Source organism: Streptomyces gamaensis (assembly GCF_042656465.1).
Lineage (GTDB): Bacteria > Actinomycetota > Actinomycetes > Streptomycetales > Streptomycetaceae > Streptomyces > Streptomyces gamaensis.
This window is the reverse complement of the sequence record NZ_JBHSPB010000009.1, coordinates 156,109-177,776: the sequence shown is the minus strand read 5'-3', so window position 1 is coordinate 177,776 and position 21,668 is coordinate 156,109. Positions and strand designations below refer to the sequence as shown.

The following is a 21,668-nucleotide window of genomic DNA, read 5'->3' as shown; positions in this document are numbered from 1 at the left end:
GTTCGCAGGGCGGTCACCCCTTCCGGGGTGGCCGCCCTGCGGCGTTCCCGCGCTCGCCAGCGGGCCCGTTCCAGGGCGACCCCGGTGGCGCCAGGCGGCTCCGCGGAGGGGGAGGGCAAGGGAACCTCCTTTGCGGGGAGGGGAGTTCGGGGGGTGCGGGGCCTGCGCGGGCTCAGGACGAGTGCGGGACCTTCAGGGCCTCCCAGGAGACGCGGCCCGGCCGGCCGTCCGCGTCGGCACCGGTGAAGCCGAGCCTGCGCTGCCACAGGGAGGAGGACCGCCGGTCCGCGTCCGTCCACTGAGGGCCCGGCCCGACCGTGCAGGCCGAGCAGCCCTCCTCGACGAGGCGGCGGCCCATGGCCGTGACGACCGGTGAGTCGGGGTGGTCCTCGAAGAAACGGAGGCCGGGGCAGGGCTCGTAGCCGCCGCCGCTGCCCGGTTGTGACCGATGACGGAGCCCGAACTCCAGCCGTGCGCACGGCAGACGGCGGCCGAGGCCCGGGCGATGGCCTCCAACTGCGCGGCGGGCCAGGGGCCGGAACCGTCGCCCACGGTGATCCGTGGGGAGCCGCGCTGGAACTGCTTGATCCGCCTGCCGGTGTCCTGGTCGCGGTAGCAGCGCACGCGCCACTCGAACCCGTTCTCCAACGTGGCCATCTGGTCGAGCAGTTGGCGGATCCGGGCCAGACCGGTCCAGGAGAACGTGTAGTTCCTGTTCCGCGGCGGACGGGCGGCTTCTTGGGGGAGGCGGCGGGGAGGAAGCGGTGGTCGAGGTACGAGTCGGACGTGCCGGCCTGGATCTCCGCCGACAGCCGCCCGCGCTCGTCGCCGTTCACGGTGCCGGTCCACAGGACGCCGCCCCACCGGATGTCGGGGCCGCGCTCCGGCCAGACCGCCGTGCAGCCGGGGCGGAGCGCCTTGCGGGCGCGTTCGGCGAGTTGTGCGTCGGGCAGCGGCACGGTGGCACGCGACTGGCCGGCCTTGCCGATGCAGTCGTCGAACTCGACGCCGGTGAGGGGGAGGGCATCGATGAGCCGGTCGGTGCGCAGCTCGCAGAACAGGGCGCGGTAGGTGACGTCCGGCGTGCGGGCGGGGCCGCTCACGAGGCGGCCTCGTAGGTGCCCCAGACCTCGTACCGCTGGCCGTTGGCGGGCACCGCCGGGTAGTCGGCGTCGACCCAGGCGGGGGCCACGCCGGTGTCCTCGAACAGGGCCTGGAGGTGGCAGCCGCTGTGGCAGTAGACGCCGTCGCCCGGGCCGATACGGGCCCGGAAGGTGCCGGGGAAGCAGCGCGCGGGGCGGACCGGGAGCGACAGCCACCAGTTGCCGTTCTGCCCGGCGCCTCGCCCCACTTGGGGGTGTAGGACTGCCAGGCGGGCCGCGGGGCGGGGTAGGGCTTCCAGACGGCTCCGTCCCAGCGTTCCAGGCCGCTTCCGGTGTCGCGGTACTGGCCGGGGTACGCGCCGGTGTATCCCGCGCCGTAGTCCACGGGGAGGATGTCGCCGACTGTGACGGAGGCGACGGGGGAGGCCGCAGGGGTGCCGGGGGCGATCTCCAGGGCCCGGCCCGGGGCCACCTTGGCGACCATGCCGGCGGTGTCGCCGAAGACGTACAGCCCGGCCAAGGGGGAGCGGCCGTCCGGCGAGCCGGGGACGATGTCGTCCCGGGAGGTCAGCGGCGCTGCGGATGCTCAGCGGTTCTCCAAGGGGGTCGGTACGGGCGGGCGGGCGGTCACCGTCACTCGTGTGCGTCGCGCCAGGTGACGGTCACCGAGGCGGCCGGGTCCGGGGGATCGTCGGGGGCGCCGTGGCAGCCGTCGTGCCGGAGTCCGCTGTCCGGGGTCCGGTCGGTCCGGCTGAGGCGGCGGAGCTGCTCGGCATCCCGCGCAGTCACCGTCGTCAGTTCGTCGAGATGACGGAAATGATCATGACGGTCAGCGGGGCCCGCGTGGGCGGCCGTGAGTCCGGTCACGGCAAGGAGGGGGTGTCCGTGCGCGGGTGACGGGCAACGGGGCGTGCGGGCAGGGGTGTTCGCGGGCGGGGGTGTCTTCGGGGGTCCGTGGCCGGGCGTGAGCGGTGGCGCGGACGGTCGCGCCGGTCCCGCGGGGGAGCGCGCGGAGGGTTCGCGGGGCGCTCGGGGTGCCGGATCCCGTCCGTACGGCCTTCGTCGTGCCCGGACGGCCGGGTTGTGGGACCCTGATCTAGGACATATGCCACAGGTCGGGGCGTCCTCCGCGTGTGCATTTGTTTTGACCGCAGCCCATGCGCTAGGTACGCTCTGACCTTGTGCCTGGGGTGTCCCCGGGCTCCTGTGCGTGCCTTCGAACCGCACGGGAGGCCCGGAGCCGGACGGTCCCGAACCGCTCGGAGACACCGAAATCTGCACTTTTCCGTCCGCGGCGGAACTCTGCAGTCTTCGACACGCCCGACCGCGTGGGTCGGTCCGTCGTTCCAGGTTAGTTCCATCGTGATCGGCACACAGAAACCGGAGAAACGGTGCCTACGATCCAGCAGCTGGTCCGGAAGGGCCGGCAGGACAAGGTCGAGAAGAACAAGACGCCCGCACTTGAGGGTTCGCCCCAGCGCCGCGGCGTCTGCACGCGTGTTTTCACGACCACCCCGAAGAAGCCGAACTCGGCCCTGCGTAAGGTCGCGCGTGTGCGTCTGACCAGCGGCATCGAGGTCACCGCTTACATTCCGGGTGAGGGCCACAACCTGCAGGAGCACTCGATCGTGCTCGTGCGTGGCGGTCGTGTGAAGGACCTGCCGGGTGTTCGCTACAAGATCATCCGTGGCTCGCTCGACACCCAGGGCGTCAAGAACCGCAAGCAGGCTCGCAGCCGCTACGGCGCCAAGAAGGAGAAGTAAGAATGCCTCGTAAGGGCCCCGCCCCGAAGCGCCCGGTCATCATCGACCCGGTCTACGGCTCTCCTCTGGTGACGTCCCTCATCAACAAGATCCTGCTGCACGGCAAGCGCTCCACCGCTGAGCGCATCGTGTACGGGGCCATGGAGGGTCTGCGCGAGAAGACCGGCCAGGACCCGGTCATCACGCTCAAGCGCGCTCTTGAGAACGTCAAGCCCGCTCTTGAGGTCAAGTCCCGCCGCGTCGGTGGCGCCACCTACCAGGTGCCGGTCGAGGTCCGTCCGGGCCGCGCCTCCACCCTGGCGCTGCGCTGGCTGGTCGGCTACTCCCGCGCCCGTCGCGAGAAGACCATGACCGAGCGCCTCATGAACGAGCTGCTGGACGCCTCGAACGGTCTCGGCGCCTCGGTCAAGAAGCGTGAGGACACGCACAAGATGGCCGAGTCCAACAAGGCCTTCGCGCACTACCGCTGGTAGTCGCTACCCCCATCGAGAACCGAGAGAAGACTGAGCCATATGGCCACCACTTCGCTTGACCTGGCCAAGGTCCGCAACATCGGGATCATGGCCCACATCGACGCGGGCAAGACGACCACCACCGAGCGGATCCTGTTCTACACCGGTGTTTCGTACAAGATCGGTGAAGTCCACGACGGCGCTGCCACGATGGACTGGATGGAGCAGGAGCAGGAGCGCGGCATCACCATCACGTCCGCCGCGACGACCTGCCACTGGCCGCTCGAAAACGTCGACCACACCATCAACATCATCGACACCCCGGGCCACGTCGACTTCACCGTCGAGGTGGAGCGTTCGCTGCGTGTGCTCGACGGTGCTGTGACGGTGTTCGACGGCGTGGCCGGTGTCGAGCCGCAGTCCGAGACCGTCTGGCGTCAGGCGGACCGCTACGGCGTGCCCCGCATCTGCTTCGTCAACAAGCTCGACCGCACCGGTGCCGAGTTCCACCGCTGTGTCGACATGATCGTCGACCGCCTGGGCGCGGTTCCGCTGGTCATGCAGCTGCCGATCGGCACCGAGGCCGACTTCAAGGGCGTGGTCGACCTCGTCCAGATGAAGGCTCTGGTCTGGTCCGCCGAGGCCGCCAAGGGCGAGATGTACGACGTCGTCGACATCCCGGACACCCACGCCGAGGCCGCCGAGGAATGGCGCGGCAAGCTCCTTGAGACCGTTGCCGAGAACGACGAAGAGATGATGGAGCTCTTCCTGGAGGGCCAGGAGCCCACCCAGGAGCAGCTCTACGCCGCGATCCGTCGCATCACGCTCAACTCCGGCAAGGCCGACCAGACCACCGTCACCCCGGTGTTCTGCGGTACCGCGTTCAAGAACAAGGGTGTGCAGCCGCTGCTCGACGCTGTCGTGCGCTACCTGCCCTCCCCGCTGGACATCGAGGCCATCGAGGGCCACGCGGTCAACAACCCGGACGAGGTCGTCAAGCGCCGCCCCTCCGACGAGGAGCCGCTGTCGGCGCTGGCGTTCAAGATCATGAGCGACCCGCACCTCGGCAAGCTCACCTTCGTGCGCGTCTACTCGGGCCGCCTGGAGTCCGGCACTCAGGTGCAGAACTCCGTCAAGGGCAAGAAGGAGCGCATCGGCAAGATCTACCGCATGCACGCCAACAAGCGTGAGGAGATCGAGTCGGTGGGCGCCGGCGACATCATCGCCGTGATGGGTCTGAAGCAGACCACCACCGGTGAGACGCTGTGCGACGCGGCCAACCCGGTCATCCTGGAGTCCATGGAGTTCCCCGCTCCGGTCATCCAGGTCGCCATCGAGCCCAAGTCGAAGGGCGACCAGGAGAAGCTGGGTGTCGCCATCCAGCGCCTGGCCGAGGAGGACCCGTCCTTCCAGGTCCACACCGACGAGGAGACCGGCCAGACCATCATCGCGGGTATGGGCGAGCTGCACCTCGAGGTGCTGGTCGACCGTATGAAGCGTGAGTTCCGGGTCGAGGCCAACGTCGGCAAGCCGCAGGTCGCGTACCGCGAGACGATCCGCAAGGCCGTCGAGCGCATCGACTACACGCACAAGAAGCAGACTGGTGGTTCCGGCCAGTTCGCCAAGGTGCAGATCGCGGTCGAGCCCCTGGAGGGCGACGGCTACGAGTTCGAGAACAAGGTCACCGGTGGCCGCATCCCGCGGGAGTACATCCCGTCCGTGGACGCGGGCTGCCAGGAGGCCATGGAGTTCGGCGTGCTGGCCGGCTACCCGCTGACCGGTGTGAAGGTCACCCTCCTCGACGGTGCCTTCCACGACGTCGACTCCTCCGAGCTCGCCTTCAAGATCGCCGGTTCCATGGCGTTCAAGGAGGGTGCCCGGAAGGCCTCGCCGGCTCTGCTTGAGCCGATGATGGCCGTCGAGGTCACCACGCCCGAGGACTACATGGGCGATGTGATCGGCGACATCAACTCCCGCCGTGGCCAGATCCAGGCCATGGAGGACCGGTCCGGCGCCAAGGTCGTCAAGGGCCTGGTGCCGCTGTCGGAGATGTTCGGCTACGTCGGCGACCTCCGCAGCAAGACCTCGGGTCGCGCAAGCTACTCGATGCAGTTCGACTCCTACGCCGAGGTTCCGCGGAACGTCGCCGAGGAGATCATCGCGAAGGCCAAGGGCGAGTAACCGGCTCCCGTCCGAAGGGACGGGAACCACGCCTTAGGCTTGACACCGGCTGTCGGGGCACCTCACCACCCACCCGTGGTGGCGTGCCCCGGCGGACGGCACCCCAGCAAAGATCCCTGGCGCCGATGAAGTAAGGCGTACAGAACCACTCCACAGGAGGACCCCAGTGGCGAAGGCGAAGTTCGAGCGGACTAAGCCGCACGTCAACATCGGCACCATCGGTCACGTCGACCACGGTAAGACGACCCTTACCGCGGCGATCACCAAGGTGCTGCACGACGCGTACCCCGAGCTGAACCCCTTCACGCCGTTCGACGAGATCGACAAGGCTCCCGAAGAGCGTCAGCGCGGTATCACCATCTCCATCGCGCACGTCGAGTACCAGACGGAGTCCCGTCACTACGCTCACGTCGACTGCCCGGGTCACGCGGACTACATCAAGAACATGATCACCGGTGCCGCCCAGATGGACGGCGCGATCCTCGTGGTCGCCGCGACCGACGGTCCGATGCCGCAGACCAAGGAGCACGTGCTCCTGGCCCGCCAGTCCGGTGTGCCGAAGATCGTTGTCGCCCTGAACAAGGCCGACATGGTCGACGACGAGGAGATCCTGGAGCTCGTCGAGCTCGAGGTCCGTGAGCTCCTCAACGAGTACGAGTTCGACGGCGACGACGCTCCGGTCGTCCGCGTCTCCGCGCTGAAGGCGCTGGAGGGCGACAAGGAGTGGGGCGAGAAGCTCCTCGGCCTGATGACCGCTGTCGACGAGTTCATCCCGCAGCCGCAGCGTGACACCGACAAGCCGTTCCTCATGCCGATCGAGGACGTCTTCACCATCACCGGTCGCGGTACGGTCGTCACCGGCCGTATCGAGCGCGGTGTCCTGAAGGTCAACGAGACCGTCGACATCATCGGCATCAAGACCGAGAAGACCACCACCACGGTCACCGGTATCGAGATGTTCCGCAAGCTGCTCGACGAGGGCCAGGCCGGTGAGAACGTCGGTCTGCTGCTCCGCGGCATCAAGCGCGAGGACGTCGAGCGCGGCCAGTGCATCATCAAGCCGGGTTCGGTCACCCCGCACACCGAGTTCGAGGCCACGGCGTACATCCTGTCCAAGGACGAGGGCGGCCGCCACACCCCGTTCTTCAACAACTACCGTCCGCAGTTCTACTTCCGTACGACTGACGTGACCGGTGTTGTGACCCTCAAGGAGGGCACGGAGATGGTCATGCCCGGCGACAACGCCGAGATGTCCGTCCAGCTCATCCAGCCCGTCGCGATGGAGGAGAACCTCCGGTTCACCATCCGCGAGGGTGGCCGCACCGTCGGTGCCGGCCAGGTCACCAAGATCGTCAAGTAACAACGGCTCGCCGTCCCGCCCTCCTGCTCCAGGAGGGCGGGGGTTACTGATCTGCGAGAGGGCCCCGCACATCCTCGGATGTGCGGGGCCCTCTCGCGTTCCCGTGCCGCCGGGCGTTACGGGCGCCAGATCCACGGAGCGGCGTCCGGGCCCATGCCCACCACCGCGAGCCGGTGCCCGCCGTCCGTGAGCAGATCCGGCGTGCCCACGGCCACGGGCCGCTCGGGCGCGGAGACCGGGGAGGCCCCGCCGTCACCGCCGTCGACGATCTGCGGCCGCCCGTCGAGGCCCCGGCCGAGCACCATGACGGTGTCCTTGCCGCCGCGCACCGCGAGCGTGTGCGCGGCCAGCGGCCCGTAGCCCGCGAACTCCTTGAGCTCGGTGACCGTGCCCTCGGCGTCCTGCGAGCCCGGCTTGAGGCCGTGCACGGCGGGTGTGACGGCGGCCGGCTCCCGGTAGACGAGCGCGAGCGCGCCGTCCGGGCCGAGCGTCGCGCCGGGCAGCCCGCCGGGCACGGGCAGCCCCTTGACCGGCTGGTACCGCACGGGCTTGCCCGGCTCGTCCTGGCTCCAGTGGTGCACCGTGTCCCGGCCGGTGCCGAAGACATGCACGCGGTGGTCGCCGTCGAGCACCGCGACCAGCCCGTCCTGGATCTCCTGCCCGTGCAGGCTCTGCCACTTGCCCCAGGTGCCGTCCGCCTCGCGCACCCGGCTGGAGATCCCCTTGCCGGCGTTGCGGACGAACAGGTGCACCCGCCCGTCGGGGGCGGCGACCGCCGCGGGCATGCCCACCCGGCGGCCCCGGTCGGGCTTGTGCTCCGGGTTGCCGAGCCCCTTCCAGGGCAGATACGGCCCGTCCTCCTTCTCCTGCTCCAGGACCACGATCTCCCGCTTGTCCGGCCGCCCCTGCCCGGCGACCGCGGCGAACCGCAGCCCGAACAGCAGCCGGCGGCCGGCCGCGTCCCTGACCGGGGCCAGGGCGGGGGCCAGCGGCCCGCCGCCCAGGTTCCGCGGATCGCCCCAGCGGCCGCTGCCGGGGGAGGACTCCAGCCAGCGCACCGCCTGGGTGCCGAGCACGCCGTACGCCTCCAGGCGCCCGGAGGCGTCGGTCGCGGGGGCGAGCGTGGCGCCGTGGTGGCGGTAGTGGGTGGAGCGGATCCAGCCCTTGCGGTTCTTCATCGGGCGGTCGCCGCCCTGCCCGTAGTCCCCGCAGCCACCGGGGTTGTCGCAGGACCACTGCGGGTCGCCGCCGTAGGCCTCGACCAGGCGGTGCTTCTGCTCGATCACCTCGGGCGGCAGATTGAACGGCCAGCGCTGGTTGTAGTAGCCGCGGAAGGCCGTGGTGACGAAGCGCGGCGGGTGCCCGTCGCGCTTGGTCGCGTCGGCCGCCCACTGCGAGAGCGCCTTCCAGGTGAACAGCGCGGTCGGCGTGTGGTCGCGGTGGTCGGAGCAGGACCCGTAGTCGTTGTCCTTGGGATGCTCCTTGTCGTGGACCTGATAGTCCGGGTCCGGGTCCATGGTGTGGATCACGGTCGGTCTGAACCGGTCCATGAGCGCGGCCAGGACGTCGACGAGGGTCCCGTGCCCGTACGTGCTCACGGTCGTGCACGGCGAGCCGGTGGCCACGAGCGTCTGCATCGTGCCCTCGGGCTGCTCCCACAGCAGCGGCAGCCGCATCTTGTCCGCCGAGAGCATGGCGAGGTTGAGGAAGACCAGCTGCGCCCTGCGCTCACCGGCCGCCAGCTCGTTCGTCTCGGCCTTGATGCCCCCGGGCAGGTCCAGCACGGACTTCTGCCAGGCCGCGGACCGGTCCAGGCCGAGCATCTGCGCGTACGCCTGGCGCAGCCCCTGGTGCCGGGCCGAGGAGTAGGCGGCCTTGTCGGGCGGGCTCTTCGGCATGCCCTGGATCCAGTTCTGCCCCGCCGCCTCACCGGCCGTGACATACACCGAGACCACCGGTACCCCGGCGGCCACCAGGTGCTCTCCGTCGGGGTTCATGAAGAACAGGTCGTCGTCCGGGTGCGCCATGACCTGCAGCAGCAGCGCGGAGCCCGCGGGGGCGAAGGACTGCGTGGCATGGGGATCGACGGCCCGTATCGGCCGGGGCGTGGCCTTCGGGTGTTCCGTGCCGCCGTCGCTGCAGCCCGCCGCGAGGGCCGCCGTGGTGGCGGCCAGGCCGGCGAGCGCGGTCCGGCGGGATATCACCATGCGCTGTGAGATGTCCAACTGTGTGACTCCGTCCCGTTGTGCAGCACGCAGTCCCCCGCCGCTCCACGTGTCATCACGTGGGGGAGGATGGCGCGGGATGTGGTACGGGTTGCCCAAGCCCGTGGCAAGGCCGGGTAGCGCTCCAGTCAAGCGGTTCGGGCCCGCCGAGGGGGCGGACAGCGCCAGGTGAGTCCCATACTGTCCCTTATGTCGGTGCGTTGGTTTGACAACTGCGCCGCCGGGGGTACCTTCTTCTGCTTCGATTGGCGCCGCTCGGAGCCCGTATGGCACACTGTTCAGGTTGCTCGGTCGGCTATCGATGCTGCGCGCCTCCCGCCGGGAGGACCGGAAGCGAGTCCCGCGGTACTCGTCGCCCCTGATCAGGGGCGGAAGTACGGGAATCTTCCGGGAAGTGTCAGCGGGGTACCGGCCAGGCACTCGGTGGGTGTCCTTCCCCCACGAACCCCTTGAGCAGGGATTCCCTTTGCGGGAGAGCTGCTGGAAGGGGCGCGACACGCCCGACCGCGTGGGTCGGAGTGGAGCGGGGTGGGACGGCGCTTCGGCGCGGCGCACCGAGTCCCAGAGCGTTACGAGAGACAGGACTACGAAGTAGCCATGGCGGGACAGAAGATCCGCATCCGGCTCAAGGCCTACGACCACGAGGTCATCGACTCCTCGGCGAAGAAGATCGTCGAGACGGTGACCCGCACTGGTGCGTCGGTCGCGGGCCCGGTGCCGCTGCCCACTGAGAAGAACGTGTACTGCGTCATCAAGTCGCCGCACAAGTACAAGGACTCGCGCGAGCACTTCGAGATGCGCACGCACAAGCGCCTCATCGACATCCTCGACCCCACGCCGAAGACGGTTGACTCGCTCATGCGTCTCGACCTGCCGGCGGGCGTCGACATCGAGATCAAGCTCTGAGGTGACGCGCGAGATGGCTAAGCAGATCAAGGGCGTCCTGGGCGAGAAGCTCGGCATGACGCAGGTCTGGGACGAGAACAACCGTGTCGTCCCGGTGACCGTCGTCAAGGCCGGTCCCTGTGTCGTCACCCAGGTCCGTACCAACGACGCCGACGGCTACGAGTCGGTCCAGATCGCCTTCGGCGAGATCGACCCGCGCAAGGTGAACAAGCCCCTCAAGGGCCACTTCGCCAAGGCCGACGTCACCCCCCGCCGCCACCTGGTGGAGATCCGCACCTCCGACGCCGCCGAGTACACCCTCGGCCAGGAGATCTCCGCGGACGTCTTCGAGGCCGGCGTGAAGGTCGACGTCACCGGCAAGAGCAAGGGCAAGGGCTTCGCCGGTGTCATGAAGCGCCACAACTTCCGTGGCCTCGGCGCCGGGCACGGCACCCAGCGCAAGCACCGCTCCCCCGGTTCGATCGGTGGCTGCGCCACCCCGGGCCGTGTGTTCAAGGGCCTCCGCATGGCGGGCCGTATGGGCAACGAGCGGGTCACCACCCAGAACCTGACCGTCCACGCCGTTGACGCGGAGAAGGGTCTGCTCCTGATCAAGGGTGCGGTTCCTGGTCCGAACGGCGGCCTCGTCCTGGTCCGTACCGCGGCCAAGGGGGCCTGAGGTAACCGATGAGCACCATTGACATCCTTTCGCCGGCAGGCGACAAGGCCGGGACCGTCGAGCTCCCCGCGGAGATCTTCGACGCGAAGGTCAGCGTTCCGCTGATCCACCAGGTCGTTGTCGCGCAGCTGGCCGCTGCCCGCCAGGGCACGCACAAGACCAAGACCCGTGGCGAGGTCCGTGGTGGTGGCAAGAAGCCGTACCGCCAGAAGGGCACCGGCCGCGCCCGTCAGGGCTCGACCCGCGCGCCGCAGTTCGCCGGCGGTGGCGTCGTGCACGGCCCCGTGCCGCGTGACTACTCGCAGCGGACCCCGAAGAAGATGAAGGCCGCCGCCCTGCGCGGTGCCCTCACCGACCGGGCTCGCCACAGCCGTATCCACGTCGTCTCCGGCGTGGTCGACGGTGCGGTGTCCACCAAGGCCGCCAAGGGCCTGTTCGGCAAGATCTCCGAGCGCAAGAACGTGCTCCTGGTCGCCGAGCGCTCCGACGAGGCCGCGTGGCTGTCCGCCCGCAACCTGCCCCAGGTTCACATCCTGGAGCCGGGCCAGCTGAACACGTACGACGTGCTCGTCTCCGACGACGTGGTCTTCACCAAGGCCGCCTTCGAGTCCTTCGTGTCTGGCCCCAAGGCCGCTGAGACCGAAGGGAGCGAGGCCTGATGACTGAGGCCGTCGTCACCAGCAAGACCTTCTCGGACCCGCGCGACCTGCTGGTCAAGCCGGTTGTCTCCGAGAAGAGCTACGCGCTGCTGGACGAGAACAAGTACACGTTCATCGTCGACCCGCGCGCCAACAAGACCCAGATCAAGCAGGCCGTCGAGGCGGTCTTCTCGGTCAAGGTCACCGGGGTCAACACGATCAACCGGCAGGGCAAGCGCAAGCGCACCCGCACCGGGTTCGGCAAGCGCGCCAACACCAAGCGCGCCATCGTGACCCTCGCCGAGGGCGACCGTATCGACATCTTCGGCGGCCCGGTCTCCTAACGGAGTCTGGACCGTCCGAATATCGGACGAGGACTGAGAAATGGGTATCCGCAAGTACAAGCCGACGACTCCTGGCCGTCGTGGCGCCAGCGTCGCCGACTTCGTCGAGATCACGCGGTCCACGCCGGAGAAGTCGCTGGTCCGCCCGCTGCACAGCAAGGGTGGCCGTAACAACGCCGGTCGTGTGACCGTTCGCCACCAGGGCGGTGGCCACAAGCGCGCCTACCGCGTGATCGACTTCCGTCGTCACGACAAGGACGGCGTGCCGGCCAAGGTCGCGCACATCGAGTACGACCCGAACCGCACTGCGCGCATCGCGCTGCTCCACTACGTGGACGGCGAGAAGCGCTACATCATCGCGCCGCGTGGCCTCGGCCAGGGCGACCGCGTCGAGAACGGCCCCGGGGCCGACATCAAGCCGGGCAACAACCTGCCGCTGCGCAACATCCCGGTCGGTACGACGATCCACGCCATCGAGCTGCGGCCCGGCGGCGGCGCGAAGATCGCCCGCTCCGCGGGTTCCTCCGTGCAGCTGCTGGCGAAGGAGGGCACCATGGCCCACCTTCGTATGCCTTCCGGTGAGATCCGCCTGGTCGACGTCCGCTGCCGCGCCACTGTCGGCGAGGTCGGCAACGCCGAGCAGTCGAACATCAACTGGGGCAAGGCCGGCCGTCTGCGCTGGAAGGGCGTCCGCCCGACCGTCCGCGGTGTCGCGATGAACCCGGTCGACCACCCGCACGGTGGTGGTGAGGGCAAGACCTCCGGTGGTCGCCACCCGGTCTCCCCGTGGGGTCAGAAGGAGGGTCGTACTCGTTCTCCCAAGAAGGCGAGCAACAAGTACATCGTCCGCCGCCGCAAGACGAACAAGAAGCGCTAGGAGCGGGTTTAGATGCCGCGTAGTCTCAAGAAGGGACCCTTCGTCGACGGCCACCTCATCAAGAAGGTGGACGCTCAGAACGAAGCCGGTACCAAGAACGTCATCAAGACCTGGTCCCGCCGCTCCATGATCGTGCCGGCCATGCTCGGCCACACGCTCGCGGTGCACAACGGCAAGACCCATGTCCCGGTGTTCGTCACCGAGTCCATGGTCGGCCACAAGCTCGGCGAGTTCTCGCCGACCCGCACCTTCCGCGGCCACGTCAAGGACGACCGCAAGTCGAAGCGCCGCTAAGCGGGGTGTGAACGACTATGACTGACACCGAAGGGACAACCATGGAAGCCAGGGCCCAGGCGCGGTACATCCGCGTCACGCCCATGAAGGCCCGCCGCGTGGTGGACCTCATCCGTGGCATGGACGCCACGGAGGCTCAGGCGGTCCTGCGTTTCGCCCCGCAGGCCGCGAGCGTGCCCGTCGGCAAGGTGCTGGACAGCGCCATTGCCAACGCCGCGCACAACTACGACCACACGGACGCCTCCACGCTGTTCATCAGCGAGGCGTACGTCGACGAGGGCCCGACCCTGAAGCGGTTCCGTCCGCGTGCCCAGGGCCGCGCCTACCGGATCCGCAAGCGGACCAGCCACATCACCGTGGTCGTCAGCAGCAAGGAAGGAACCCGGTAATGGGCCAGAAGGTTAACCCGCACGGGTTCCGGCTCGGCGTCACGACGGACTTCAAGTCCCGCTGGTACGCCGACAAGCTGTACAAGGACTACGTCAAGGAAGACGTCGCCATTCGTCGCATGATGACGAAGGGCATGGAGCGCGCCGGTATCTCCAAGGTGGAGATCGAGCGCACCCGCGACCGCGTCCGCGTTGACATCCACACCGCTCGCCCGGGCATCGTCATCGGCCGCCGTGGCGCCGAGGCCGACCGCATCCGCGGTGAGCTGGAGAAGCTGACCGGCAAGCAGGTCCAGCTGAACATCCTTGAGGTCAAGAACCCCGAGGTCGACGCCCAGCTGGTGGCTCAGGCCGTCGCCGAGCAGCTGTCCTCCCGCGTCTCCTTCCGTCGCGCCATGCGCAAGAGCATGCAGTCGACGATGAAGGCCGGCGCCAAGGGCATCAAGATCCAGTGCGGTGGCCGTCTCGGCGGCGCCGAGATGTCCCGCTCGGAGTTCTACCGCGAGGGCCGTGTGCCCCTGCACACGCTCCGCGCGAACGTCGACTACGGCTTCTTCGAGGCCAAGACCACCTTCGGCCGTATCGGTGTGAAGGTCTGGATCTACAAGGGCGACGTCAAGAACATCGCCGAGGTCCGCGCCGAGAACGCCGCCGCCCGTGCGGGCAACCGCCCGTCCCGCGGCGCCGGCGACCGTCCGGCCCGTGGTGGCCGCGGCGGCGAGCGCGGTGGCCGCGGCCGCAAGCCGCAGCAGGCTGCCGAGGCCCCCAAGGCCGAGGCCACCGCTGCTCCGGCTGAGACCACCGGAACGGAGGCCTGACCGACATGCTGATCCCTCGCAGGGTCAAGCACCGCAAGCAGCACCACCCCAAGCGGAACGGGATGGCCAAGGGTGGCACCGAGCTCGCCTTCGGTGAGTACGGCATCCAGGCCCTGACCCCGGCCTACGTGACGAACCGGCAGATCGAGTCCGCTCGTATCGCCATGACCCGTCACATCAAGCGTGGCGGCAAGGTGTGGATCAACATCTACCCGGACCGTCCGCTCACGAAGAAGCCCGCCGAGACCCGCATGGGTTCCGGTAAGGGTTCCCCGGAGTGGTGGGTCGCGAACGTCAAGCCCGGTCGGGTGATGTTCGAGCTGTCCTTCCCGAACGAAAAGGTTGCTCGTGAGGCGCTGACCCGCGCTGCTCACAAGCTCCCGATGAAGTGCCGCATTGTTCGGCGCGAGGCAGGTGAGTCGTGATGGCTGCCGGTACCAAGGCGACCGAGCTGCGTGAGCTGAACAACGAGGACCTCGTTGCCAAGCTGCGTGAGGCCAAGGAAGAGCTGTTCAACCTCCGCTTCCAGGCGGCGACGGGACAGCTTGAGAACCACGGCCGGCTGAAGGCCGTCCGCAAGGACATCGCCCGGATCTACACCCTGATGCGGGAGCGCGAGCTCGGCATCGAGACGGTGGAGAGCGCCTGATGAGCGAGAAGAACGTGACTGAGAACAAGCAGGACCGCGGTTTCCGCAAGGTCCGTGAGGGCCTCGTCGTCAGCGACAAGATGGACAAGACCGTCGTCGTCGCTGTCGAGGACCGCGTCAAGCACGCGCTGTACGGCAAGGTCATCCGCCGTACCAACAAGCTCAAGGCGCACGACGAGCAGAACGCCGCGGGTGTCGGCGACCGCGTTCTCCTGATGGAGACCCGGCCGCTGTCCGCGACGAAGCGCTGGCGCGTCGTCGAGATCCTCGAAAAGGCCAAGTAATCACCTGAGGGGCTTTTCCCCTCAGGATTAGTTCCGCCAGGCTCGGCGTGGGGCGGAGCACCGGACAGCCGTCCGGTCCCGCCCCCGCCGGGAACCGGCAGACGATCAGGAGATAGACGTGATCCAGCAGGAGTCGCGACTTCGCGTCGCCGACAACACTGGTGCCAAGGAGATCCTTTGCATCCGTGTTCTCGGTGGTTCGGGTCGCCGCTACGCGGGCATCGGTGACGTCATCGTCGCCACCGTCAAGGACGCGATCCCCGGCGGCAATGTGAAGAAGGGTGACGTCGTCAAGGCGGTCATCGTTCGCACCGTCAAGGAGCGCCGCCGCCCGGACGGCTCGTACATCCGCTTCGACGAGAACGCCGCCGTCATCCTCAAGAACGACGGCGACCCCCGCGGCACCCGCATCTTCGGCCCCGTGGGCCGAGAGCTGCGCGAGAAGAAGTTCATGAAGATCGTCTCGCTCGCGCCGGAGGTGCTGTAAGCATGAAGATCAAGAAGGGCGACCTGGTCCAGGTCATCACCGGTAAGGACAAGGGCAAGCAGGGCAAGGTCATCGTGGCCTACCCGGCTCAGGACCGTGTCCTCGTCGAGGGTGTCAACCGGGTCAAGAAGCACACCAAGGCCGGCCAGACGGCTCGTGGCTCGAAGACCGGCGGCATCGTCACGACCGAGGCCCCGATCCACGTGAGCAACGTCCAGCTCGTCGTGGAGAAGGACGGCAAGAAGGTCGTCACCCGCGTCGGCTACCGCTTCGACGACAACGGCAACAAGATCCGCGTTGCCAAGCGGACCGGTGAGGACATCTGATGACTGCCACCACCAACGCGCCGCGTCTCAAGCAGCGCTACCGTGACGAGATCGTCGGCAAGCTGCGTGAGGAGTTCTCCTACGAGAACATCATGCAGGTTCCGGGGCTCACCAAGATCGTGGTCAACATGGGTGTGGGCGACGCCGCCCGCGACTCCAAGCTGATCGAGGGCGCCATCCGCGACCTCACCACGATCACCGGCCAGAAGCCGGCCGTGACCAAGGCCCGTAAGTCCATCGCGCAGTTCAAGCTGCGTGAGGGCCAGCCGATCGGTGCCCACGTCACCCTCCGTGGCGACCGCATGTGGGAGTTCCTGGACCGCACCCTGTCGCTCGCGCTGCCGCGCATCCGCGACTTCCGTGGTCTGTCCCCCAAGCAGTTCGACGGCCGGGGCAACTACACCTTCGGTCTCACGGAGCAGGTCATGTTCCACGAGATCGACCAGGACAAGATCGACCGGGTCCGGGGCATGGACATCACCGTGGTCACCACGGCGACCAACGACGACGAGGGTCGTGCCCTGCTTCGTCACCTCGGCTTCCCGTTCAAGGAGAACTGACCGTGGCGAAGAAGTCCCTGATCGCTAAGGCCGCCCGCAAGCCGAAGTTCTCGGTGCGCGCGTACACCCGGTGCAACCGCTGCGGCCGCCCGCACTCCGTTTACCGCAAGTTCGGCCTGTGCCGCGTGTGCCTTCGTGAGATGGCTCACCGTGGCGAGCTGCCGGGCGTGACCAAGAGCTCCTGGTAATACCCGACTTGGGTAACCAGGGCTCTCGGTAAGCACCTTGGACGGCGGGGCCCGGCCCGTGAGGCTCACGTAGAGTTGAAGGGTTGGGCGCCGCCGCCCATGACCGCCCGTGGGCTGCCCCGCAGCCCGCTTAACGTCGCTTACTACGCCGTAGGTCCCCGCGCCGCACCCGTCCCGAGATCAGTCGGGGAGAGGGATGGCGCAGATAGGAAACCCCGGCGAGAGAGGCCGAAGGCCAAACATGACCATGACCGATCCGATCGCAGACATGCTGACCCGTCTGCGAAACGCGAACTCGGCATACCACGACAGCGTGTCGATGCCGCACAGCAAGATCAAGTCGCACATCGCGGAGATCCTCAAGCAGGAGGGTTACATCGCGGACTGGAAGGTCGAGGACGCCGAGGTCGGCAAGAACCTCATCCTCGACCTGAAGTTCGGTCCGAACCGCGAGCGCTCGATCGCCGGCATCAAGCGCATCTCGAAGCCGGGCCTGCGGGTCTACGCAAAGTCCACCAACCTGCCGAAGGTCCTCGGCGGCCTGGGCGTGGCGATCATCTCCACGTCCCACGGTCTCCTGACCGGCCAGCAGGCTCAGAAGAAGGGCGTGGGTGGGGAAGTCCTCGCCTACGTCTGGTAACGGGAACAGGAGGTAAAGCCAATGTCGCGTATTGGACGGCTGCCCATCCAGGTTCCCGCTGGTGTGGACGTCACCCTCGATGGCCGTACGGTCCACGTGAAGGGCCCCAAGGGTTCCCTCACGCATGTCGTGGCGGCGCCCATCGAGATCGCCAAGGACGAGGACGGCACCCTTGTCGTCTCCCGCCCGAACGACGAGCGTCAGAACAAGGCCCTGCACGGCCTGTCCCGCACGCTGGTGGCGAACATGATCACCGGCGTGACCCAGGGCTACGCCAAGAAGCTCGAGATCAGCGGTGTCGGTTACCGCGTCCAGGCCAAGGGCTCCAACCTGGAGTTCTCCCTGGGCTACAGCCACCCGATCCTGGTCGAGGCCCCCGAGGGCATCACCTTCAAGGTGGAGTCCCCGACCAAGCTGACTGTCGAGGGCATCGACAAGCAGAAGGTCGGCGAGGTCGCCGCGAACATCCGCAAGCTGCGGAAGCCCGACCCGTACAAGGCCAAGGGTGTCAAGTACGAGGGCGAAGTCATCCGCCGCAAGGTCGGAAAGGCTGGTAAGTAAGCCATGGCATACGGTGTGAAGATCGCGAAGGGCGACGCCTACAAGCGTGCCGCCGCGAAGCGCCGCCACATCCGCATCCGCAAGCGGATTTCCGGTACGGCCGAGCGTCCGCGCCTGGTCGTGACGCGCTCGAACCGTGGCATCACCGCCCAGGTCATCGACGACATCAAGGGCCACACGCTGGCCTCGGCGTCGCACCTGGACGCGTCGATCCGCGGTGGCGAGGGCGACAAGAGCGCCCAGGCCAAGCAGGTCGGTGCCCTGGTCGCCGAGCGTGCCAAGGCCGCCGGTGTCGAGGCCGTCGTGTTCGACCGCGGTGGCAACCAGTACGCCGGGCGCATCGCCGCTCTGGCGGACGCCGCCCGCGAAGCCGGGCTGAAGTTCTAAGCCCCGGTTCCGGAGCTAGCGGACGTAACAGAGAGAGGTAAATCCAATGGCTGGACCCCAGCGCCGCGGCAGCGGTGCCGGTGGCGGCGAGCGGCGGGACCGGAAGGGTCGCGACGGTGGCGCTGCCGCCGAGAAGACCGCGTACGTCGAGCGTGTCGTCTCGATCAACCGCGTCGCCAAGGTTGTCAAGGGTGGTCGCCGCTTCAGCTTCACCGCGCTGGTCGTGGTGGGCGACGGTGACGGCACGGTAGGTGTCGGTTACGGCAAGGCCAAGGAAGTTCCGGCTGCCATCGCCAAGGGCGTGGAAGAGGCCAAGAAGAACTTCTTCAAGGTTCCCCGTATCGCCGGGACCATCCCGCACCCGATCCAGGGTGAGGAGGCGGCCGGTGTCGTGCTGCTGAAGCCCGCCACCCCCGGTACCGGTGTTATCGCCGGTGGCCCGGTGCGTGCTGTCCTTGAGTGCGCCGGCGTGCACGACATTCTGTCGAAGTCGCTCGGTTCCTCGAACCCGATCAACATCGTGCGTGCCACGGTGGCCGCTCTGCAGGGCCTTTCCCGCCCCGAGGAGATCGCCGCCCGCCGTGGCCTGCCGCTGGAGGACGTGGCTCCCGCCGCTCTGCTGCGGGCGCGTGCCGGGGTGGGTGCGTAATGGCCCGCCTGAAGATCACGCAGACCAAGTCCTACATCGGCAGCAAGCAGAACCACCGCGACACCCTGCGCTCGCTCGGCCTGAAGAAGGTCAACGACGTGGTTGTCAAGGAAGACCGTCCCGAGTTCCGCGGCATGGTGCACACCGTCCGCCACCTCGTCACGGTCGAGGAGGTCGACTGACATGGCGGAGCAGAACCCGCTGAAGGTCCACAACCTCCGTCCCGCCCCGGGCGCCAAGACCGCCAAGACCCGTGTGGGTCGTGGTGAGGCGTCGAAGGGTAAGACGGCCGGTCGTGGTACCAAGGGCACCAAGGCCCGCTACCAGGTTCCGGAGCGCTTCGAGGGTGGCCAGATGCCGCTCCACATGCGCCTCCCGAAGCTGAAGGGCTTCAAGAACCCCTTCCGCACCGAGTTCCAGGTGGTCAACCTGGACAAGCTGGCCGCGCTCTACCCGCAGGGTGGCGAGGTCACGGTGGCCGATCTGGTCGCCAAGGGCGCGGTTCGCAAGAACCAGCTCGTGAAGGTGCTCGGCCAGGGCGAGATCTCCGTGGCGCTGCAGGTGACGGTCGACGCCGTCTCCGGCTCCGCCAAGGAGAAGATCACCGCTGCCGGCGGCACCGTCACCGAGCTCGTCTGAGCTCGTTGAACTGACAACCGGGGATGTCCCACAAAGGGGCATCCCCGGTTGGTCGTTCCACGCCGGGCAGGGTCGCCGGTAAGGTGGCGTGCACTGTTACAGTCCGCGCGGCCTGCGTCCGTGCGGATTTTGCCTGATTAGTAATCGTCAGTTCCTCAAGACCGTCACCTCCTGCGCTGTGCGCAGGAGGCGCAGGAGGCACCGTGCTCACCGCGTTCGCCCGAGCGTTCAAGACGCCAGACCTGCGCAAGAAGCTGCTCTTCACGCTGGGCATCATGGTGCTCTTCCGGCTCGGCGCGCACGTGCCCGTGCCCGGGATCGACTACCAGAACGTCCAGACGTGCATGGACCAGGCCAAGAGTGGCCAGGGCCTCTTCGGCCTCGTGAACATGTTCAGCGGTGGTGCGCTGCTGCAAGTCACGATCTTCGCGCTCGGGATCATGCCCTACATCACGGCGAGCATCATCCTCCAGCTGCTCACCGTCGTCATCCCGCGTCTGGAGGCCCTCAAGAAGGAGGGCCAGTCCGGCCAGGCCAAGATCACCCAGTACACGCGTTATCTGACCGTCGCGCTCGCCGTGCTGCAGGGCACGGGCCTGGTGGCCACCGCGAGCAACGGCGCGCTCTTCGCCAACTGCCCGGTCGGCAACCAGATCGTCCCGGACCGTTCGATCTTCACCGTTGCCGTCATGGTCATCACCATGACCGCGGGCACCGCGCTGATCATGTGGCTCGGTGAGCTCATCACCGACCGCGGCATCGGCAACGGCATGTCGATCCTGATGTTCACCTCGATCGCCGCCGGCTTCCCGACCGCCCTGTGGGCCATCAAGCTCCAGGGCAAGCTGATGGACGGCTGGCTGGAGTTCGGCCTGGTCATCCTCTGCGGTCTGGCCATGGTCGCGCTCGTGGTCTTCGTCGAGCAGGCCCAGCGCCGGATCCCCGTGCAGTACGCGAAGCGCATGATCGGCCGCCGCTCCTACGGCGGCACCTCGACGTACATCCCACTCAAGGTGAACCAGGCCGGCGTGATCCCGGTCATCTTCGCCTCGTCGCTGCTGTACATCCCGGCGCTGCTGGTGCAGTTCACCGGCTCGAAGGCGGGCTGGGCGAACTGGGTCCAGGCCAACCTGGTCAAGGGTGACCACCCCGTCTACATCGTCACGTACTTCCTGCTGATCGTTTTCTTCGCGTTCTTCTACGTCGCGATTTCCTTCAACCCCGAGGAAGTCGCCGACAACATGAAGAAGTATGGTGGGTTCATTCCGGGCATCCGGGCCGGTCGTCCCACTGCGGAGTATCTGAGCTACGTGCTGAACCGCATCACGTGGCCTGGCTCGCTCTACCTCGGTCTGATCGCCCTGGTGCCCACGGTGGCGCTGGTCACACTCAACGCAAACCAGAACTTCCCGTTCGGGGGAACCAGCATCCTGATCATCGTGGGTGTCGGTCTGGAGACTGTGAAGCAGATCGAGAGCCAGCTTCAGCAGCGCAACTACGAAGGGTTCCTCCGCTGATGCGAATCGTCCTCGTCGGACCTCCCGGCGCCGGCAAGGGTACGCAGGCCGCGTACCTCGCGAAGAATCTCGCGATCCCGCACATCTCGACGGGCGACCTGTTCCGGGCGAACATCAGCCAGGGCACGGAACTCGGCCTGCGCGCCAAGGCGTTCATGGACGCGGGCAATCTGGTGCCGGACGAGATCACCATCGGCATGGCCCAGGACCGGATGAACCAGCCGGACGCCGAGCGGGGTTTCCTGCTGGACGGCTTCCCGCGCAACGTCTCCCAGGCCGAGGCCCTCGACGAGGCCCTCAAGCGGGACGGGGTGCGGCTGGACGCCGTGCTCGACCTGGAGGTCCCCGAGGACGAGGTGGTCAAGCGCATCGCCGGCCGCCGTATCTGCCGCAAGGACTCCAGCCACGTCTTCCACGTGACCTACAGCCCGCCGAAGCAGGAGGGCGTCTGTGACGTCTGCGGCGGCGACCTGTACCAGCGCGAGGACGACAGCGAGGACACCGTCCGCAAGCGGCTGGAGGTCTACCACTCGCAGACCGAGCCGATCATCGACTACTACAAGGCGCAGGAGCTCGTGGTGACGATCTCGGCGCTCGGCAAGGTGGACGAGGTCACCGAGCGCGCCATGGCGGCGCTGCAGGGTGACGACTAGTTCCGCCGCTCTTTCACAGGTCTGTGCATACGGCCGCGATGCCCCTCCGGGTATCGCGGCCGTATGGTGTGTGGGCGGGCCCGGCCCGTGAGGGAAATCGCCGGGAGGCGGCCGTTCCCG

General features: G+C 67.8%; 30 protein-coding genes and 1 pseudogene. 27 read left to right on the top strand and 4 right to left on the bottom strand.

The window, feature by feature from the left end; all coding sequences use genetic code 11:
* Positions 1–172: 172 nt before the first annotated feature.
* The 3 genes and pseudogenes from ACFP1Z_RS17010 to ACFP1Z_RS17000 form a co-directional block, all read right to left on the bottom strand.
* Positions 173–558 (bottom strand): annotated as a pseudogene (locus tag ACFP1Z_RS17010) (peptidoglycan-binding protein); the annotation flags it as partial.
* 541 nt (positions 559–1,099) lie between these two features.
* A complete protein-coding gene (locus tag ACFP1Z_RS17005; protein WP_390317220.1) occupies positions 1,100–1,351 on the bottom strand; it encodes a hypothetical protein in 252 nt (83 codons plus the stop codon).
* Positions 1,352–1,736: 385 nt separating this feature from the next.
* Entirely contained in the window at positions 1,737–1,970 is a 234-nt protein-coding gene (locus ACFP1Z_RS17000) for a hypothetical protein (protein ID WP_390317219.1), read from the bottom strand.
* Positions 1,971–2,494: 524 nt separating this feature from the next.
* On the opposite strand from ACFP1Z_RS17000, the gene rpsL reads away from it, so the two are divergent.
* From rpsL to tuf, 4 genes are all read left to right on the top strand, one after another.
* Positions 2,495–2,866, top strand: a complete 372-nt coding sequence (gene rpsL / locus ACFP1Z_RS16995; protein ID WP_003948652.1) for a 30S ribosomal protein S12 — start codon at positions 2,495–2,497, stop codon at positions 2,864–2,866.
* Between the two features lie 2 nt (positions 2,867–2,868).
* Positions 2,869–3,339: a 30S ribosomal protein S7 gene (gene rpsG / locus ACFP1Z_RS16990; protein WP_390317218.1), complete on the top strand. Its 471-nt coding sequence runs from the start codon at positions 2,869–2,871 to the stop codon at positions 3,337–3,339.
* 39 nt (positions 3,340–3,378) lie between these two features.
* Positions 3,379–5,499: an elongation factor G gene (gene fusA, locus ACFP1Z_RS16985; RefSeq protein ID WP_390317217.1), complete on the top strand. Its 2,121-nt coding sequence runs from the start codon at positions 3,379–3,381 to the stop codon at positions 5,497–5,499.
* A gap of 166 nt (positions 5,500–5,665) precedes the next feature.
* Positions 5,666–6,859 (top strand): elongation factor Tu, encoded by a 1,194-nt coding sequence (gene tuf, locus ACFP1Z_RS16980; RefSeq protein ID WP_390317214.1) that lies wholly within the window; start codon positions 5,666–5,668, stop codon positions 6,857–6,859.
* 116 nt (positions 6,860–6,975) lie between these two features.
* Here tuf and ACFP1Z_RS16975 read toward each other — a convergent pair whose 3' ends face one another.
* Positions 6,976–9,084 (bottom strand): PIG-L family deacetylase, encoded by a 2,109-nt coding sequence (locus ACFP1Z_RS16975; RefSeq protein ID WP_390317213.1) that lies wholly within the window; start codon positions 9,082–9,084, stop codon positions 6,976–6,978.
* 597 nt (positions 9,085–9,681) lie between these two features.
* On the opposite strand from ACFP1Z_RS16975, the gene rpsJ reads away from it, so the two are divergent.
* The 23 genes from rpsJ to ACFP1Z_RS16860 all read left to right on the top strand — a co-directional run bounded on the left by rpsJ (position 9,682) and on the right by ACFP1Z_RS16860 (position 21,548).
* The gene (rpsJ, locus tag ACFP1Z_RS16970; protein ID WP_003948644.1) at positions 9,682–9,990 is read left to right on the top strand and encodes a 30S ribosomal protein S10; all 309 of its coding nucleotides are present in this window, start codon (positions 9,682–9,684) and stop codon (positions 9,988–9,990) included.
* Between the two features lie 13 nt (positions 9,991–10,003).
* Positions 10,004–10,648: a 50S ribosomal protein L3 gene (gene rplC / locus ACFP1Z_RS16965; RefSeq protein WP_390317212.1), complete on the top strand. Its 645-nt coding sequence runs from the start codon at positions 10,004–10,006 to the stop codon at positions 10,646–10,648.
* An 8-nt stretch (positions 10,649–10,656) separates the two neighbouring features.
* The gene (gene rplD / locus ACFP1Z_RS16960; RefSeq protein ID WP_390317211.1) at positions 10,657–11,307 is read left to right on the top strand and encodes a 50S ribosomal protein L4; all 651 of its coding nucleotides are present in this window, start codon (positions 10,657–10,659) and stop codon (positions 11,305–11,307) included.
* Positions 11,307–11,630 (top strand): 50S ribosomal protein L23, encoded by a 324-nt coding sequence (gene rplW, locus ACFP1Z_RS16955; RefSeq protein ID WP_004950438.1) that lies wholly within the window; start codon positions 11,307–11,309, stop codon positions 11,628–11,630. The genes rplD and rplW overlap by 1 nt, the downstream gene beginning before the upstream one ends.
* A gap of 40 nt (positions 11,631–11,670) precedes the next feature.
* Entirely contained in the window at positions 11,671–12,507 is an 837-nt protein-coding gene (rplB, locus tag ACFP1Z_RS16950; protein WP_390317210.1) for a 50S ribosomal protein L2, read from the top strand.
* Between the two features lie 12 nt (positions 12,508–12,519).
* Positions 12,520–12,801, top strand: a complete 282-nt coding sequence (gene rpsS / locus ACFP1Z_RS16945) for a 30S ribosomal protein S19 (protein ID WP_004950443.1) — start codon at positions 12,520–12,522, stop codon at positions 12,799–12,801.
* A gap of 41 nt (positions 12,802–12,842) precedes the next feature.
* Complete coding sequence (rplV, locus tag ACFP1Z_RS16940) at positions 12,843–13,190, top strand: 50S ribosomal protein L22 (protein ID WP_043264895.1); 348 nt, start codon at positions 12,843–12,845, stop codon at positions 13,188–13,190.
* Entirely contained in the window at positions 13,190–14,008 is an 819-nt protein-coding gene (gene rpsC, locus ACFP1Z_RS16935; protein ID WP_390317209.1) for a 30S ribosomal protein S3, read from the top strand. Before rplV ends, rpsC begins: the two co-directional genes overlap by 1 nt.
* A gap of 5 nt (positions 14,009–14,013) precedes the next feature.
* Entirely contained in the window at positions 14,014–14,433 is a 420-nt protein-coding gene (rplP, locus tag ACFP1Z_RS16930) for a 50S ribosomal protein L16 (protein WP_004950450.1), read from the top strand.
* A complete protein-coding gene (rpmC, locus tag ACFP1Z_RS16925) occupies positions 14,433–14,657 on the top strand; it encodes a 50S ribosomal protein L29 (protein WP_004950453.1) in 225 nt (74 codons plus the stop codon). The genes rplP and rpmC overlap by 1 nt, the downstream gene beginning before the upstream one ends.
* Positions 14,657–14,941, top strand: a complete 285-nt coding sequence (rpsQ, locus tag ACFP1Z_RS16920; protein ID WP_390317207.1) for a 30S ribosomal protein S17 — start codon at positions 14,657–14,659, stop codon at positions 14,939–14,941. The genes rpmC and rpsQ overlap by 1 nt, the downstream gene beginning before the upstream one ends.
* Positions 14,942–15,059: 118 nt before the next feature.
* Positions 15,060–15,428 carry a 50S ribosomal protein L14 gene (rplN, locus tag ACFP1Z_RS16915; protein ID WP_087927567.1) on the top strand — a complete coding sequence of 123 codons (369 nt, stop codon included), beginning with the start codon at positions 15,060–15,062 and terminating at the stop codon, positions 15,426–15,428.
* Positions 15,429–15,430: 2 nt separating this feature from the next.
* Entirely contained in the window at positions 15,431–15,754 is a 324-nt protein-coding gene (gene rplX, locus ACFP1Z_RS16910) for a 50S ribosomal protein L24 (protein WP_390317205.1), read from the top strand.
* On the top strand, positions 15,754–16,314 hold the full coding sequence (rplE, locus tag ACFP1Z_RS16905) for a 50S ribosomal protein L5 (protein WP_390317204.1): 561 nt from the start codon (positions 15,754–15,756) through the stop codon (positions 16,312–16,314). The genes rplX and rplE overlap by 1 nt, the downstream gene beginning before the upstream one ends.
* A 2-nt stretch (positions 16,315–16,316) precedes the next feature.
* Positions 16,317–16,502, top strand: coding sequence for a type Z 30S ribosomal protein S14 (locus ACFP1Z_RS16900; protein ID WP_004946670.1), 186 nt, complete (start codon positions 16,317–16,319; stop codon positions 16,500–16,502).
* A gap of 241 nt (positions 16,503–16,743) precedes the next feature.
* A complete protein-coding gene (gene rpsH / locus ACFP1Z_RS16895; RefSeq protein WP_390317203.1) occupies positions 16,744–17,142 on the top strand; it encodes a 30S ribosomal protein S8 in 399 nt (132 codons plus the stop codon).
* 21 nt (positions 17,143–17,163) lie between these two features.
* The gene (gene rplF, locus ACFP1Z_RS16890; RefSeq protein WP_390317202.1) at positions 17,164–17,703 is read left to right on the top strand and encodes a 50S ribosomal protein L6; all 540 of its coding nucleotides are present in this window, start codon (positions 17,164–17,166) and stop codon (positions 17,701–17,703) included.
* A 3-nt stretch (positions 17,704–17,706) separates the two neighbouring features.
* On the top strand, positions 17,707–18,090 hold the full coding sequence (gene rplR, locus ACFP1Z_RS16885; RefSeq protein WP_390317201.1) for a 50S ribosomal protein L18: 384 nt from the start codon (positions 17,707–17,709) through the stop codon (positions 18,088–18,090).
* Between the two features lie 46 nt (positions 18,091–18,136).
* On the top strand, positions 18,137–18,739 hold the full coding sequence (gene rpsE / locus ACFP1Z_RS16880) for a 30S ribosomal protein S5 (protein ID WP_390317200.1): 603 nt from the start codon (positions 18,137–18,139) through the stop codon (positions 18,737–18,739).
* Positions 18,739–18,921 (top strand): 50S ribosomal protein L30, encoded by a 183-nt coding sequence (gene rpmD / locus ACFP1Z_RS16875; protein ID WP_017949649.1) that lies wholly within the window; start codon positions 18,739–18,741, stop codon positions 18,919–18,921. Before rpsE ends, rpmD begins: the two co-directional genes overlap by 1 nt.
* A 1-nt stretch (position 18,922) precedes the next feature.
* Positions 18,923–19,378 carry a 50S ribosomal protein L15 gene (gene rplO, locus ACFP1Z_RS16870; protein WP_018847492.1) on the top strand — a complete coding sequence of 152 codons (456 nt, stop codon included), beginning with the start codon at positions 18,923–18,925 and terminating at the stop codon, positions 19,376–19,378.
* 203 nt (positions 19,379–19,581) lie between these two features.
* Complete coding sequence (secY, locus tag ACFP1Z_RS16865; protein WP_390317199.1) at positions 19,582–20,895, top strand: preprotein translocase subunit SecY; 1,314 nt, start codon at positions 19,582–19,584, stop codon at positions 20,893–20,895.
* Positions 20,895–21,548 (top strand): adenylate kinase, encoded by a 654-nt coding sequence (locus ACFP1Z_RS16860; protein ID WP_390317198.1) that lies wholly within the window; start codon positions 20,895–20,897, stop codon positions 21,546–21,548. The genes secY and ACFP1Z_RS16860 overlap by 1 nt, the downstream gene beginning before the upstream one ends.
* The last annotated feature ends 120 nt before the right edge of the window (positions 21,549–21,668 follow it).

What these genes read in the sequence shown, in the direction of transcription:
- rplV (WP_043264895.1), top strand. Translation starts at nt 12,843, where the DNA reads ATGGAAGCCAGGGCCCAGGCGCGGTACATCCGCGTCACGCCCATGAAG.
- rpsE (WP_390317200.1), top strand. Translation starts at nt 18,137, where the DNA reads ATGGCTGGACCCCAGCGCCGCGGCAGCGGTGCCGGTGGCGGCGAGCGG.
- fusA (WP_390317217.1), top strand. Translation starts at nt 3,379, where the DNA reads ATGGCCACCACTTCGCTTGACCTGGCCAAGGTCCGCAACATCGGGATC.
- rplE (WP_390317204.1), top strand. Translation starts at nt 15,754, where the DNA reads ATGACTGCCACCACCAACGCGCCGCGTCTCAAGCAGCGCTACCGTGAC.
- rpsC (WP_390317209.1), top strand. Translation starts at nt 13,190, where the DNA reads ATGGGCCAGAAGGTTAACCCGCACGGGTTCCGGCTCGGCGTCACGACG.
- rpsQ (WP_390317207.1), top strand. Translation starts at nt 14,657, where the DNA reads ATGAGCGAGAAGAACGTGACTGAGAACAAGCAGGACCGCGGTTTCCGC.
- rpsS (WP_004950443.1), top strand. Translation starts at nt 12,520, where the DNA reads ATGCCGCGTAGTCTCAAGAAGGGACCCTTCGTCGACGGCCACCTCATC.
- rpsG (WP_390317218.1), top strand. Translation starts at nt 2,869, where the DNA reads ATGCCTCGTAAGGGCCCCGCCCCGAAGCGCCCGGTCATCATCGACCCG.
- rplP (WP_004950450.1), top strand. Translation starts at nt 14,014, where the DNA reads ATGCTGATCCCTCGCAGGGTCAAGCACCGCAAGCAGCACCACCCCAAG.
- rplB (WP_390317210.1), top strand. Translation starts at nt 11,671, where the DNA reads ATGGGTATCCGCAAGTACAAGCCGACGACTCCTGGCCGTCGTGGCGCC.
- rplO (WP_018847492.1), top strand. Translation starts at nt 18,923, where the DNA reads ATGGCGGAGCAGAACCCGCTGAAGGTCCACAACCTCCGTCCCGCCCCG.
- rpmD (WP_017949649.1), top strand. Translation starts at nt 18,739, where the DNA reads ATGGCCCGCCTGAAGATCACGCAGACCAAGTCCTACATCGGCAGCAAG.
- rplD (WP_390317211.1), top strand. Translation starts at nt 10,657, where the DNA reads ATGAGCACCATTGACATCCTTTCGCCGGCAGGCGACAAGGCCGGGACC.
- rpmC (WP_004950453.1), top strand. Translation starts at nt 14,433, where the DNA reads ATGGCTGCCGGTACCAAGGCGACCGAGCTGCGTGAGCTGAACAACGAG.
- ACFP1Z_RS16860 (WP_390317198.1), top strand. Translation starts at nt 20,895, where the DNA reads ATGCGAATCGTCCTCGTCGGACCTCCCGGCGCCGGCAAGGGTACGCAG.
- rplR (WP_390317201.1), top strand. Translation starts at nt 17,707, where the DNA reads ATGGCATACGGTGTGAAGATCGCGAAGGGCGACGCCTACAAGCGTGCC.
- rplF (WP_390317202.1), top strand. Translation starts at nt 17,164, where the DNA reads ATGTCGCGTATTGGACGGCTGCCCATCCAGGTTCCCGCTGGTGTGGAC.
- rplC (WP_390317212.1), top strand. Translation starts at nt 10,004, where the DNA reads ATGGCTAAGCAGATCAAGGGCGTCCTGGGCGAGAAGCTCGGCATGACG.
- rpsH (WP_390317203.1), top strand. Translation starts at nt 16,744, where the DNA reads ATGACCATGACCGATCCGATCGCAGACATGCTGACCCGTCTGCGAAAC.
- rpsJ (WP_003948644.1), top strand. Translation starts at nt 9,682, where the DNA reads ATGGCGGGACAGAAGATCCGCATCCGGCTCAAGGCCTACGACCACGAG.
- rplW (WP_004950438.1), top strand. Translation starts at nt 11,307, where the DNA reads ATGACTGAGGCCGTCGTCACCAGCAAGACCTTCTCGGACCCGCGCGAC.
- rplX (WP_390317205.1), top strand. Translation starts at nt 15,431, where the DNA reads ATGAAGATCAAGAAGGGCGACCTGGTCCAGGTCATCACCGGTAAGGAC.